The organism is Microbispora sp. NPDC004025, assembly GCF_053604425.1.
The window spans coordinates 189,318-202,307 of the sequence record NZ_JBSGHN010000014.1 but is presented as its reverse complement, the minus strand read 5'-3'; the positions used below and the strand labels follow the sequence as shown (position 1 = coordinate 202,307).

The 12,990-nt window shown below is 70.7% G+C and carries 11 protein-coding genes; 4 read left to right on the top strand and 7 right to left on the bottom strand.

All coding sequences use genetic code 11. From position 1 onward, the window contains the following. From ACWEQG_RS30235 to ACWEQG_RS30220, 4 genes are all read right to left on the bottom strand, one after another. Positions 1-2,985 (bottom strand): tetratricopeptide repeat protein (locus ACWEQG_RS30235; RefSeq protein WP_452289907.1); only part of this gene is annotated, 2,985 nt, incomplete at its 3' end. 149 nt (positions 2,986-3,134) lie between these two features. After that, positions 3,135-3,320, bottom strand: coding sequence for a hypothetical protein (locus tag ACWEQG_RS30230; RefSeq protein WP_452289905.1), 186 nt, complete (start codon positions 3,318-3,320; stop codon positions 3,135-3,137). A gap of 73 nt (positions 3,321-3,393) precedes the next feature. Next, on the bottom strand, positions 3,394-5,022 hold the full coding sequence (locus ACWEQG_RS30225) for an ABC-F family ATP-binding cassette domain-containing protein (protein ID WP_452289903.1): 1,629 nt from the start codon (positions 5,020-5,022) through the stop codon (positions 3,394-3,396). Then, positions 5,022-6,005 (bottom strand): oxidoreductase, encoded by a 984-nt coding sequence (locus ACWEQG_RS30220; protein ID WP_363471004.1) that lies wholly within the window; start codon positions 6,003-6,005, stop codon positions 5,022-5,024. The genes ACWEQG_RS30225 and ACWEQG_RS30220 overlap by 1 nt, the downstream gene beginning before the upstream one ends. 100 nt (positions 6,006-6,105) lie before the next feature. Here ACWEQG_RS30220 and ACWEQG_RS30215 point away from each other — a divergent pair, with 100 nt between their 5' ends. Then, complete coding sequence (locus ACWEQG_RS30215) at positions 6,106-6,738, top strand: TetR/AcrR family transcriptional regulator (RefSeq protein WP_452289901.1); 633 nt, start codon at positions 6,106-6,108, stop codon at positions 6,736-6,738. Positions 6,739-6,854: 116 nt separating this feature from the next. On the opposite strand, the gene ACWEQG_RS30210 is transcribed toward ACWEQG_RS30215, so the two are convergent. Beyond that, positions 6,855-7,727 carry a class I SAM-dependent methyltransferase gene (locus tag ACWEQG_RS30210; RefSeq protein ID WP_452289899.1) on the bottom strand — a complete coding sequence of 291 codons (873 nt, stop codon included), beginning with the start codon at positions 7,725-7,727 and terminating at the stop codon, positions 6,855-6,857. 132 nt (positions 7,728-7,859) lie between these two features. Then, a complete protein-coding gene (locus ACWEQG_RS30205; RefSeq protein WP_452289897.1) occupies positions 7,860-8,465 on the bottom strand; it encodes a helix-turn-helix domain-containing protein in 606 nt (201 codons plus the stop codon). A 269-nt stretch (positions 8,466-8,734) separates the two neighbouring features. On the opposite strand from ACWEQG_RS30205, the gene ACWEQG_RS30200 reads away from it, so the two are divergent. Continuing rightward, entirely contained in the window at positions 8,735-10,240 is a 1,506-nt protein-coding gene (locus ACWEQG_RS30200; RefSeq protein ID WP_452289895.1) for an MFS transporter, read from the top strand. A gap of 38 nt (positions 10,241-10,278) precedes the next feature. On the opposite strand, the gene ACWEQG_RS30195 is transcribed toward ACWEQG_RS30200, so the two are convergent. Beyond that, positions 10,279-10,806: a DUF1697 domain-containing protein gene (locus ACWEQG_RS30195; RefSeq protein ID WP_452289893.1), complete on the bottom strand. Its 528-nt coding sequence runs from the start codon at positions 10,804-10,806 to the stop codon at positions 10,279-10,281. A gap of 239 nt (positions 10,807-11,045) precedes the next feature. On the opposite strand from ACWEQG_RS30195, the gene ACWEQG_RS30190 reads away from it, so the two are divergent. Beyond that, entirely contained in the window at positions 11,046-11,276 is a 231-nt protein-coding gene (locus ACWEQG_RS30190) for a DUF3311 domain-containing protein (protein WP_452289891.1), read from the top strand. Beyond that, positions 11,273-12,865, top strand: a complete 1,593-nt coding sequence (gene mctP, locus ACWEQG_RS30185; RefSeq protein ID WP_452289889.1) for a monocarboxylate uptake permease MctP — start codon at positions 11,273-11,275, stop codon at positions 12,863-12,865. The genes ACWEQG_RS30190 and mctP overlap by 4 nt, the downstream gene beginning before the upstream one ends. Positions 12,866-12,990 lie beyond the last annotated feature (125 nt).

The window sequence follows — 12,990 nt, the reverse complement described above, 5'->3', positions numbered from 1 at the left end:
GGCCAGGCCGGGCAGATAGGCCTCCCGGTTCAGCTCGACCAACTCCCGGCGCAGACGGACGGACTCCTCACTGAAGGGAACCGCCTCGGCCCACCGCCCGACCTTCCTCAGCCACACAGCGTGATTGCTCAACGAGCCGGCCAGGCCGGGCAGATAGGCCTCCCGGTTCAGCTCGACCAACTCCCGGCGCAGACGGACGGACTCCTCACTGAAGGGAACCGCCTCGGCCCACCGTTCGAGACCCCCCACCCGGCTCGCGTGAGTGTTCAACGACATCGCCAGGCCGGGCAGGTAGGCGTCCCGGTTCAGCTCGACCAGCTCGCCATACAGACGGACGGACTCCTCACTCAAGGGAACCGCCTCGGCCCACCGCCCGACCTCCCCCAACCGGCTCGCGTGATTGTTCAACGACATCGCCAGGCCGGGCAGATAGGCGTCCCGGTTCAGCTCGACCAACTCCCGGCGCAGACGGACGGCCTCCTCGCTGACCAGGACCGCTTCAGCCCGCCGCCCGACCTCCCCCAGCCGCACAGCGTGATTGTCCAACGAGCCGGCCAGGCCGGGCAGGTAGGCGTCCCGGTTCAGCTCGACCAGCTCGCCATACAGACGGACGGCCTCCTCGCTGACCAGGACCGCCTCAGCTCGCCGCCCGACGTCCGCCAACCGGTTCGTGTGATTGCACAACGAGACGGCCAGGCCGGGCAGATGGGCATCCCGGTTGAGCTCGACCAGCTCGCCATACAGACGGACGGCCTCCTCACCGACCACGACCGCCTCAGCCCACCGTCCAACCTCCGCCAACCGCAGAGCGTGATTGCTCAAGGAACCTGCCAAACCAGGCAGATAGGCATCCCGGTTGAGCTCGACCAGCTCGCCATGCAGGCGGACGTCCTCCTCACCGACCACGACCGCCTCGGCCCGCCGCCCGACCTCCGCCAACCGGTTCGCGTGATTACTCAACGAGACGGCCAGATCGGGCAGATGGGCATCCCGGTTCAGCTGGGCCAACTCCCGGCGCAGACGGACGGACTCCGCACTGAAGGCAACCGCCTCGGCCCGCCGCCCGACCTCCCCCAGCCGCAGAGCATGAATGTCCAACGAGCCGGCCAGGCCGGACAGGTACGCGTCCCGGTCGAGCTCGGCCAACTCCCCGCGCAGACGGACGGACTCCGCACTGAAGGCAACCGCCTCGGCCCGCCGCCCGACCTCCCCCAGCCGCAGAGCATGGTTGTCCAACGAGTCGGCCAGGCCGGGCAGATAGGCGTCCCGGTCGAGCTCGGCCAACTCCCCGCGCAGACGGACGGACTCCGCACTGAAGGCAACCGCCTCGGCCCGGCGGCCGACCTCCGCAAGAAAGCCGGCGTGGTTGTGCAACGAGATGACCAGGTCGGGCAGATAGGCGTCCCGGTTCAGCGCGGCGAGCCGGCGCCAGAGCCGGACGGCCTGATCGCCTTCGGCCAAGGCGCGTGCGTACAGCCCCACGCGGAAAAGACGGAGAGCCAAGATGTCATGGATGTGGGCACGGGTGACCGGATCGGTGGCGGCGGCCAGCCAGTGCTCGGCCAGGCGGGAGGCTATCGCGGCGGCCCCGATGTCGAGATCGATATGCCGATGACCGGGCAGCATCGCCTCGATGGCCGCCAGCAGCCCCACATCGATGTCCTCCAGGGCTGCCAGCCTGGCCAAAGCGGCGCCCCCGGCGTGCACCGCCAGATGAGGGGCATCGGCCAGCAGCGGATACAACTGCCGCCGCGCCAGGTGGGGCCACCGGTGCGCGGCCTCGATCAGCGTGGTCACCGCATGCCGCGCCCACACCGGCACCCCGCCCTCCTCGCCCGGTCCGCCATCGGCGCCGGCGGGCGGAGCCAGCAGCCGGGCAGGCGCCGCCTGCGCCCACAGGTCGACGGGAAAATCACAGGAATGACCAGGGACGGACAAGGCGATGAAATCCTCACCCAGCCGATCGGGATACAACGGCTCCAGCACCGTGGCACTCGTGTGCGCGGCCGAAACCCCCTCCGGCGAGGCCGGCCCGGCGGGCGGGTAGCACACCGCATGGTCCTTCAACAGCTGCCCGATCGCCTGCGTCGACTCGACCTCGGCGCGCGCCAGGGCGGCTTTGCCGTCCTCATAGCCGAGCCGACCGGTCAGCGTCGCGACATAGACGACCTGCCCCATCGCCTCCGGCGAAGTCGCCAACGGTCTGTCCCGCCGCGCGGAGGCCATCGCCTCCCAGTGATCCCGCTCACGCGCCAGCAGGAACTCCGAAACCCGCACCGGATCACCAGGCGCCACCTGACCACGCTCGACGGCCAGCACCGCCGCCAACGCGGCCATGTGCACACTCAGCACCAGCCGGTAGGCCTCATGCCGCTCCAGCGCGGGCGGCGCGGCCACCCCGCCGGCCCCCGGCACCCCCAGCAGCTCGGCGAACCGATCACGGGCCGCGGCGAACAACCCCGCCCGCGTGATCCCGCTCTCCTGTTCCAGCGGCTCCAGCTCCCCCCGGCTGGGCACCAGACCCAGATCCCGCCGCATCCGCCCCTTCAGGCTGTCCCACCAGGTGCCGGCCGGGCGGGCCAGCAACAACACCCGCACCGGCAACCGCCCCGACGCATGCGCATCACGCAACAGGGTGAGCAGATCGGCGATGTCCCACCGCTCGGCGTAGTCCACCACCACCAACGCCCCGGCCGCCCCGTCGAAGGCGGGAACCTCGAACTCGAGCGCGGTGGAGCGATCACGCCGGTGATGGGCCGCCAGCACCACCCACCCCTGCCGCGCCCACAGCTGCGCCACATGCCCGGCCAGCCGGCTCTTGCCCTGCCCGCCCGGCCCATGGATCAGACGCACCGCCACCTTCTGCCCCGTGGGCGCATCCCGCCAGTCCGCCAGCTCCGCCAGCAGACCGCGGCGGCCGGTGAAGGCGATCAGCCCATGACAGGCCCGCAGCAACTCACTCGGCTGCGCCCGCGCCTCCCCCACCGACGGAGGCGACACCGGTACGGGCCACGGGGCCCACCGATACGGCTCCTGGCCCCCATACACGATCAGGTCCCCGGCCGCCTGGTAGATCCGGGCCAGCCCCGAGCCCTCCGCATGCTGGATCACCTTGCGGGACCCACGCGACGGCCTCACCGCGTGCCGACGTCGCGGCCGGCCTGAAGGACGCGGCCACGCCCGGTCGCCTCGGCCCGCTGCCGCACACCGCCGCCACCGCCGCTCCGCTCAGCGATCAGCCCGTATACCGCCACCCCCAGCGCCGCCAGGGCCGCCACCGCGACCCTGGCTCCACCCCAGACCGGTCCCCATCCGCGCATACCTGCATCATCGACCACCCAACAAGATCACACCGTGTGATTGATCGACAAACGCGTCGGGCCCCTCGCGCGGTCAGGCTTCGTGAACGCGGCCGGCCTCGACGACGACGCGGCGGGTCGTGTGGACGGCCTTCAGCATGCGCCGGTCGTGGGTGACGAGCAGCAGGGTCCCCGTGTACGAGTCGAGCGCGGACTCCAGCTGTTCGATCGCCGGGAGATCGAGGTGGTTGGTGGGCTCGTCCAGGACGAGCAGGTTGACCCCTCGGGCCTGCAGGAGGGCGAGGGCCGCCCTCGTGCGCTCGCCAGGCGACAGCGTGGCCGCCGGGCGCAGCACGTGGTCGGCGCGCAGGCCGAACTTGGCCAGCACCGTGCGGACGTCGGCCGGCGGCAGGTCGACGAGCGCGCCGAACGCGTCGAGCAGCGGCTCGTCGCCTTCGAAGAGGGCGCGGGCCTGGTCGACCTCGCCGACGACCACACCGGAACCGAGCGCCGCCGTCCCCTCGTCGAGGGGGATGCGGCCGAGCAGCACGCCGAGCAGGGTGCTCTTGCCCGAGCCGTTCGCGCCGGTGATCGCGACCCGGTCCGCCCAGTCGATCTGCAGGTCGACGGGCCCGAGCGTGAAGTCGCCACGCCGCGCGAGCGCGCCGCGCAGCGTCGCGACCACGGCCCCGGAGCGGGGTGCGGCGGCGATCTCCATCCGCAGCTCCCACTCCTTGCGCGGCTCCTCGACGACCTCCAGCCGCTCGATCATCTTCTCGGTCTGCCGGGCCTTGGACGCCTGCTTCTCCGTCGCCTCGGTGCGGAACTTCCGCCCGATCTTGTCGCCGTCGGGGGCCTTGCGGCGGGCGTTCTTGACGCCCTTCTCCATCCAGGCGCGCTGGGATCGGGCGCGGGCCTCCAGGGACGCCCGGGTGTCGGCGTACTCCTCGTACTGCTCGCGCGCGTGCCTGCGGGCGACCTCGCGCTCCTCCAGGTAGGCGTCGTAACCGCCGCCGTACGCGCGGACCTGCCGCTGGGCCAGGTCGAGCTCGACCACCCGGTTGACCGTACGGGCGAGGAACTCGCGGTCGTGGCTGACGACCACGGTTCCGGCACGCAGCCCCGTCACGAAACGTTCGAGCCGGTCCAGGCCGTCGAGGTCGAGGTCGTTGGTGGGCTCGTCGAGCAGGAACACGTCGTAACGGCTGAGCAGCAGCGAGGCCAGCCCCACCCGGGCCGCCTGGCCGCCGGACAGGGACGTCATCTCCTGCTCCGGGCCGACCGTGAGCCCGAGGTCGGCCGCCACCTCGGCGGCCCGCTCCTCCAGGTCCGCGCCGCCGAGGGCGAGCCAGCGGTCGAGGGCCTCGGCGTACGCGTCGCCGGGATCGCCGCTCACGAGCGCCTCGGTGGCCGCGTCGAGGGCCCGCTGAGCGGCGGCGACCCCGGTGCGGCGGGCGAGGAAGGCGGCGACGGTCTCGCCGGGCCGCCGTTCCGGCTCCTGCGGCAGATGACCGACGTTGGCTGTGGGCGGGCTGAGCCGTACGCCGCCGTGCTCGGGCGCGTCGAGGCCGGCGAGCAGGCGCAGCAGCGTCGACTTGCCCGCGCCGTTCGCCCCCACCAGCCCCACGACGTCCCCGGGCGCGACGACCAGATCGAGATCCGCGAACAGGACACGGTCGCCGTGCCCGGCGGCGAGTTCCTTCGCGACAAGAGTGGCGCTCATCAGGACACCGACCCTACTGGGTCCCACGCCTGTCCCGGCGTCGCCGTGGCGGCGGACAGTGGATAGGTGACGCCGGTCAGCCGCTCGGACAGCCGCCAGAGGCGGGTGGCTGTGGCGGTGTCACGGATGGCGCGCTCGCGAGTACGGGGAGCCGGCTCACCACGCAGCTGCAGTACGCCGTCGGGAACGATGTAGCTGCCGCCGGGCAGGTCCGGCACGGTCGCCGCGTACAGGGACGTCTTCGCCCCTTCCGGGGTGGGACGGAAGGCCAGGCGCACCAGCAGTCGCGTGAGCGTCGCGTACAGCCGTCCCCTGCCGCTGTTGGCGCCGCCGGTGAGCACGTTCGTACGGGTGAGTCCGGGGGCGACGGCCATGCTGCGCAGCTTCTGCCCGGCGGCGTCGGCCCGGCGCTGCAGTTCCATCGCGAAGTAGAGGTTGGCCCGCTTGGACTGCACGTAGGCGAACGCCGTGCGATAGCCGCGCTCGGCGTCGAGGTTCTTCAGGTCGAAGCGGGCGAAGCGCTGGCCCTCGCTGCTGACGGTGACCACCCGCGGCTCGGGCGCCGCGAGCAGCTGCGGCAGGAGCAGACCGGTCAGGGCGAAGGTGCCCAGATGGTTGATGCCGAACTGCGACTCGAATCCGTCGGCGGTCCGCGCGTAGGGCACCATCGCCACCCCGGCGTTGTTGACCAGCAGATCGAGCCGGCCGAGGTCCCAGCCCGCCGCGAACTCCCGGATCGAGGCCAGGCTGCCCAAATCGACCCTGCGCAGTTCGAGGTGAGCGCGGGGGGCCTCGTGCCGCATGCGGGTGAGGGCGGCCCGGCCGCGTTCGGGGCTGCGGCAGGCCAGCACGACGTGCGCGCCGCGACGGGCCAGCTCGCGGGCGGTGACGTAGCCGATGCCGCTGTTGGCTCCTGTCACCACCGCGACTCGTCCGGTCTGATCGGGAATGGCGCGGAAGGTCCATGGAGGGGAGTTACGCATGAGGGCCGCCTCAAAGGTCGCAAGCGAAGGTATCGCAACTCCGAGTTGCGATACCGTCATGGTGTCACCCGCCTCGCCACTATCGCAACTTGGAGTTGCAATGCAGTCTGGTCAGTCCTCGGCCGGGCCGGTCGGCCGCGGCGCCAAAGTCCGCGCCGCGGTCCATTCCGCCACACTCGCCGAACTCGTGGACAAGGGCTACGCCGCGTTGACCGTCGAGAACGTCGCCCAGCGCGCCGGGGTCCACAAGACGACGGTGTATCGGCGCTGGAAGGATCGGGAGAGCCTGCTCGTCGACGCCCTGGCCGAGCACATGGCGATGGACATCCCCGTGCCCGACACCGGGGCGATCGAGACCGACCTGGGGGCGCTGGCGCGCTCGCTCGTCCAGGCGTTCACCGGTGCGACCGGACAGGCCGTCCTCGCCGCCATGTTCACCGGGGCGGCTCATCTCCCGGAGATCGCCGCGGCCCGGCGTCACGTGTTCGAGGACCGGCTCGTCAGGGCCGAGCCGGTGGTGACGCGCGCCGTCGAGCGCGGCGAGCTTCCCGCGGACACCGATCCCGCCGAGCTCTTGAAGACCCTGGCCGCGCCGATCTACCTGCGCCTGCTCGTCACCGCCGATCCGGTCGACGAGACGACCGCCGACCTGGCGGTACACGTCACGCTTGCCGCCGCGCGCGCCGGAGCCCTGCGGGCCGCTTCGCGGCTGCCGGAGCAGACGACTTCCTAGAGTCCTCGGCTTCCTACAGCCGAACGACGTGCACGGCGGTGCGCGGCAGCGGGTTGCGTATGAGGCGAGTAGGTGGGTGCGGTTGCCGCCCGGCAGGCAACCGGGCAGCCCAAGGGTCAGGTGCGGCGGGCGGCCCAGACGGTGCGCTCGGTGCGTACGGCGAGGTCACCGCGGTGCAGGATGCCGTGCGGGCTGTCGACGTCCAGGAGTTCGTCGAGGGCGGCGAGGTCCTCAGGGCTGAGCGCGGGTGCGGCGGCGACGCGGATGCGTTGCAGGCCGCGGTGGGCGTAGCGGCCGACGGCCTCGCTGCGATCGCCCTCGATGTGGACGGTGATGGTGCGCTCGTCCTCGACGGTGAACCCGGCGGCGGCCAGCATCGGCCCCCAGTCGGCGCCGCGGTGCGGGACGTGTTCGGCGTGGAAGCCGTCGGTCGCTCTGTGAACGCGCTCCTCGAGTCCTGGTCGGCCCTCGGGGGCGTCGGCGGGCAGGAATCGGGGGAAGCCACTCAGCTCGACGACGGCGAACAGCCCGCCCGGCGCGAGAAGTTCGTGGACGTTACGCAGTGCGCGATCGGGGTGGGCCATGTGGTGCATCGACGCGGAGGCCCACACCAGGTCCGGGGTGCCGAGGTCGGGCCAGTGACCGGTGTCGAGGTCGGCCTGCACGGTGCGCACCCGGTCCGAGACGCCGCGGGCACATGCCTTCTCACGCAGGAGCCGCAGGTGGCCGACGGAGGCGTCGACCGCGGTGACACGCGCCTCGGGGAAGCGTTCGAGGAGCGCGAAGGTGCCCGCGCCGGTGCCGCAGCCCAAATCCACGATCTGGCGCGGCTCGACCTTCAACGGCAGCCAGGCCGTGATGGATGCGATGTGCTCGGCGAGGACCTCGGCGTCCAGGTCGAGGATCTCCGCCTGTCCGCTGTCGTCGTGTTCCTGGTGGTGGCCGTGCGAGCCGCCGTGGTGAGGGATGTGCTCGTGCGCTGTGGTCATGACGTCACCGTAAGCACCTCATGCGCCTACCGCACAACTTCTTGCGGGATACGCATGAAGGTGGCGTGATGTGCTGCCCGCCGCGCAACGTCATCCCCCTCGTGGCGGCGGAACTCCGTACTCGCGAGGGTGCTACTCGCGGGGGCCCCGCGCGCCGTCGGGCTCGCCGGTCTCGCCCGCGCCGCGTTGGTGGCCGCGGCGGGCGTCGCGGTCGAAGATGCCCATGATCTCGCACGGGCCCCCCTCTGCTCCGATCGCGTGCGGCATCATCGTGGGGAACTCGGCGGCTTGGTTGGTCTCGATGCGGAACCGGCGGTGGCCGAGCATGAGGATCGCGGTGCCGGAGAGCACGACGAGCCATTCGCGGCCGGGGTGGGCGCGCATGCGGGCGGGATTGTCGGGCGGAGGCTCGGTCATGCGCTGACGCATGACGCTCATACCGGGGTCGCCCTTTATGGGCCAGCGCATCAGGCCGTGGGTCGCGTCGATCATCGGGCTGATGACGACGTCGTCGGCGGCATTCTCCACGAGCTGGTCGAGGGTGGTGTCCAGGGCGCGGGCGAGGGTGACGAGCTGGTCCAGGGCGAGGCGGCGCTGTCCGTTCTCGATCCGGCTCAGCGAGGACTGGCTGAGATTGGCACGCGTGGCCAGTTCTTCCAGGGACCAGCCCTGAGCGACGCGCAGCGCGCGGATCCGTTTGCGTACGAGGCTGTCCAGCGCCCCATCTTCTTGCGTCATAGGCAACATGCTATGCCTCGACTGCAATGCGGGCATAACGTCGAATCCAGATGGCCCCCTGAACCGGTGCGGGTGATCTGCGGTTCGCCGTAACCCTCGCGACGGCCGCAGCGTGACCGCGCGCCGCGTCCCGGTGGCTACGCGCTGATTCCGCATGCCCTTCTTGAGAGGAAACCATGAGTAGCAACCAGCCTCCCCATGCGGCGGCCGCGCCAGTAGGTGGCGGGGGTACGCCGGATGCGCGTCAACTGCGCGCGATCCTGATCGCCGTGTCGATCGCGCTGATGGCCGTCATCGCGTCGGTATCCGGCCTGAACGTCGCCCAGACCCACATGGCCGTCGAGTGGGGCGCCTCACAGACCACCGTTCTGTGGATCATCAATGTCTACACCCTTGCCCTGGCCGCCCTGCTGCTGCCGCTCGGTGCGATCGGTGACCGACTGGGCCGCAAGCCAATGCTGGTCACCGGACTGATCGTCTTCGGCGCGGCCGGCGTCGTCGCCGGGCTCGCTCCGTCGGCCGCAGTGATGATCGGCGCCCGCGTGGCCGCGGGCATCGGCGCTGCGATGATCATGCCCATCACGCTGGCCGTCATCACCTCCACGTTCCCCGAGGAGGAACGGGGCAAGGCGATCGGTGTATGGACCGGCGTCGCCGGAGGCGGCGGCATCCTGGGCATGTTCCTGTCCGCGTTCCTCGTGGACGTCGCGGACTGGCGGTGGCTGTTCGTGCTGCCCGTGGTACTGGTCGTCGTCGCGCTGGCGATGACCCTGAAGTCGGTGCCCGACTCCCGCGAACGCTCCACCTATTCCTTCGACACCATCGGCGCGCTGGTGTCCACGATCGCCGTGATCGGACTCATCTTCGTCCTGCAGGAAGGCCCCGAGCGCGGCTGGACCGACCCCGTCTCCCTGATCAGCCTGGCCGTCGGCGTCGTCGCCGCCATCGCCTTCGTGGCCTGGGAGTTGCACCGCCGCGACGCGTCTCTGCTGGACGTACGCCTCTTCCGTGAGCGCGGCCTGGCCGGCGGCTCCATCACGCTGCTCGTCGTCTTCGGTGTCCAGGCCGGTATCGCCGTTGTGCTCTTCCCGTTCTTCCAGGCCGTGCTGGGCTGGTCGGGCCTGCTGTCCACCGTGGCGATGATGCCCATGGCCATCATGATGATGACGACGTCCGGCCTGGCCCCCAAGGTGGCCGCCAAGATCGGCGCCCGCTCCACCATGGCCGTGGGCATCGCCCTGTCCACCCTCGGCCTGGCGCTGATGGCGCTGTTCGTCTCCGTCGACGGCGGCTACCTGTCCATCCTCGCCGGCATGCTCGCCATGGGCATCGGCATGGGCCTGTCGATGACGCCCTCCACCGAGGCCATCACCGGCTCCCTGCCCCGTGCCAAGCAGGGCGTCGCCTCGGCCCTCAACGACGTCACCCGCGAATTCGGCGCCGCCCTGGGCGTCGCGATGCTCGGCGCGCTCCTGGCCAACGGCTACCGCGGCGCCATCGACGACAAGCTCGGCGGCATCCCCCAGCGGGCCGCGGACACCGCACGCGAAGGAATCGCCAACGCCGTCGAGGTGGCGCCGAGCATTGGCAGCCATGCTCAGGACCTGATCCACACAGCGCAGCAGTCCTTCGTCGACGGCTGGCAGCAGGCCATGTGGGCAGGCGTCGCCGTCATGGGCGTGCTGCTCGTCTACGTCGCTCTTCGCGGGCCGAAGGGCTCAGACCTCGCCAACGCGGACGAGGCGGAGACCACGGAGACCGTCGCCGTCCGGTGACCGCGTAACAACCGGCTGACCACATAGGAACTACTCGTCTAGAGGTCCTCGGCGAGCGCGAGCAGGCGGGTGACGGTGTTCCAGTTGCGCATGGTCACCGGGCCGGTCGAATGCTTCTCAAGGAGAGGCGGCAGCTTGGGACGCCGCAGCCCGTCGGGGAAGTAGACGTAGAGCTCCCGCTCGCCCATCCGCATCTCCTCGGGGGCGTACGCCGCCGGATCGATGCTCGCCAGCCCCTCCCGGTCCGGCGGCCGGGACAGGAAGACGACGGCGAACCTGGCGGGGTCCCGGACCTCCAGGGGGTTGCGCTCCACCACGGCGCGAAGCTGCCCGGCCGTACGGACGATCACCGCGGCGGACAGGCCGAGCTCCTCCCGGAGCCCGCGCTCGATCGCGGCGGAGATCGGCTCGGCGTCCCCGTCCGCCGTGAACAGGGCGTTCCCGCTGCGCAGGTGAGTGCGCACGTTCCCGTATCCGAGCCGTTCCAGCAGTGCCCGCAGATCGGCCATCGCCACCGTGGTGGCGGGGCTGACATTGATGCCGCGCAGCAGCGCCACGTACCGCATCGCATCGCCTCCTTCCGGCGGGAACCTACCGCCCGTTCCTGTCAGACAGCGTCAGGTATCGGATTGTCATGTGCCGCTGTCGTCGCTGGGCGCGCCAACACGACCGTTCGGCGATCGGTGATCTCCCTGTTACCCGAACTTCCTTACGCTGCCGCCGTGTAACCGTCCCGCTGGTCCGCGTGACGGCCCGTCACGCGGAGCTGCCGGGCACGCCTGGTCCGTGTCCGATTGGAGAACGTGTGACGACCCCCCGCGACGCCCGCGACGACCGCGGCCGGAGCCCGGACTACAGTCCGCTCAACTGGCTGCTCCTGTTGCCGATCGTGATCCCGCTCCTCCCGCCCCTGTTCAACGCGGTGGAACCGCGGCTGTTCGGCATCCCGCTGTTCTACTGGCTGCAACTCGCCTTCATCATCATCGGCGTCACCACGACCACCCTCGTCTACCGCGCGACGAGGAGGAAGCGGTGAAGACCACCGAGATCGTCATCTTCACGATCCTGTTCCTGGTCGTGAGCGGCCTGGGCTTCGTGGCCGCCCGCTGGCGCCGTCCGGACGACCTCGCCAGCCTGAACGAATGGGGCCTCGGCGGGCGCAGCTTCGGCAGCTGGATCACCTGGTTCCTGATCGGCGGCGACCTCTACACGGCGTACACGTTCGTGGCCGTGCCCGCCCTGATCTTCGGCGCGGGCGCCATGGGCTTCTACGCCGTGCCGTACACGGTGGTCGTCTACCCGATGGTGATGCTCGTGCTGATCCGGCTGTGGTCGGTCTCGCACGTGCACAACCTCGTCACGCCGGCCGACTTCGTCCGCGTGCGCTTCGGCTCCCCCACGCTGGCGCTGCTCGTGGCGATCACCGGCATCGTCGCGACCATGCCGTACATCGCGCTGCAGCTCATCGGCATCGAGGCGGTGCTGAAGACGATGGGGCTGACGGGCGACCTGCCGCTGATCATCGCGTTCGCGATCCTCGCGGCCTACACCTACCAGTCCGGGCTGCGCGCCCCCGCGCTGATCGCGTTCGTCAAGGACTCGCTGATCTACCTGGTGATCCTGGTCGCGATCATCTACATCCCGGCGAAGCTGGGAGGCATGGGCTCGGTCTTCGAGGCCGCGAAGGCCAGGTTCGACGCGACCCCGGCGCCGGGCGACGGCATCCTGCTGAACGCGAACAACCAGCTCCAGTACGTCACGCTCGCGTTCGGCTCGGCGCTGGCGCTGTTCCTGTATCCGCACAGCGTCACCGGCATCCTCGCCTCGCGGAACCGGAACGTCATCAAGCGGAACATGTCGGCCCTGCCGGCCTACAGCCTGCTGCTCGGCCTGATCGCGCTGCTGGGCTACATGGCCATCGCGGCCGGGATCACGCCCATCGGCAAGGACAACAACACGATCGTGCCGCGGCTGTTCGACGCGATGTTCCCCGACTGGTTCGCCGGGGTCGCGTTCGCCGCGGTCGGCATCGGCGCGCTCGTGCCCGCCGCCATCATGTCGATCGCCGCGGCCAACCTGTTCTCGCGCAACATCTACAAGGAGTACGTCAACCGGAACGCGACCGCCGCCCAGGAGGCCACGGTCAGCAAGGTCGCGTCGCTGGTCGTGAAGGTGGGCGCGGTGCTGTGCATCCTGCTCATCGACCCGCAGTTCTCGATCGACCTGCAGCTCATCGGCGGCGTCATCATCCTGCAGACGCTCCCGTCGGTGGGCCTCGGGCTCTACACCCGGTGGTTCCACCGGAGCGGCCTGATCGCCGGCTGGGCCGCCGGCATGGCGGCCGGGATGCTGCTGCTGTACAACATCGCCAACCCGGCCACCAACCACGCCCACTTCGGCGGCTCGGCCTTCCCGCTGTCACAGCTCGGGTTCGACACCAAGATCACGGTGTACGCCGGCTTCCTCGCGCTGATCGTCAACCTGGTCGTCGCCGTGCTCGGCACCGTCGTGGCCCGCGCGCTCAAGAGCGCCGACGGCCCGGACGGCACCCGGCCCGGGGACTACTTCGCCGACCAGGGCGACCCGCGCGTCCACGAACTGGAGACCACGGCGCCTGCTTCCTGAGGTCCTGCGGACCCGGCTGCCTGACCTCCGTACCGACTTGTGGCCGGCTTGACGCGGCGGCGCGCGCCGCGTGGAGTCGGCCACAAGTGCGCGGTGGGACAAAGAGGCATCACCTCGAACACCGA

Excerpts from the sequence above, each read along its gene's own strand:
- ACWEQG_RS30230 (WP_452289905.1), bottom strand. The coding sequence starts at position 3,320 with ATGCGCGGATGGGGACCGGTCTGGGGTGGAGCCAGGGTCGCGGTGGCG.
- ACWEQG_RS30225 (WP_452289903.1), bottom strand. The coding sequence starts at position 5,022 with ATGAGCGCCACTCTTGTCGCGAAGGAACTCGCCGCCGGGCACGGCGAC.
- ACWEQG_RS30220 (WP_363471004.1), bottom strand. The coding sequence starts at position 6,005 with ATGCGTAACTCCCCTCCATGGACCTTCCGCGCCATTCCCGATCAGACC.
- ACWEQG_RS30215 (WP_452289901.1), top strand. The coding sequence starts at position 6,106 with ATGCAGTCTGGTCAGTCCTCGGCCGGGCCGGTCGGCCGCGGCGCCAAA.
- ACWEQG_RS30210 (WP_452289899.1), bottom strand. The coding sequence starts at position 7,727 with ATGACCACAGCGCACGAGCACATCCCTCACCACGGCGGCTCGCACGGC.
- ACWEQG_RS30205 (WP_452289897.1), bottom strand. The coding sequence starts at position 8,465 with ATGACGCAAGAAGATGGGGCGCTGGACAGCCTCGTACGCAAACGGATC.
- ACWEQG_RS30195 (WP_452289893.1), bottom strand. The coding sequence starts at position 10,806 with ATGCGGTACGTGGCGCTGCTGCGCGGCATCAATGTCAGCCCCGCCACC.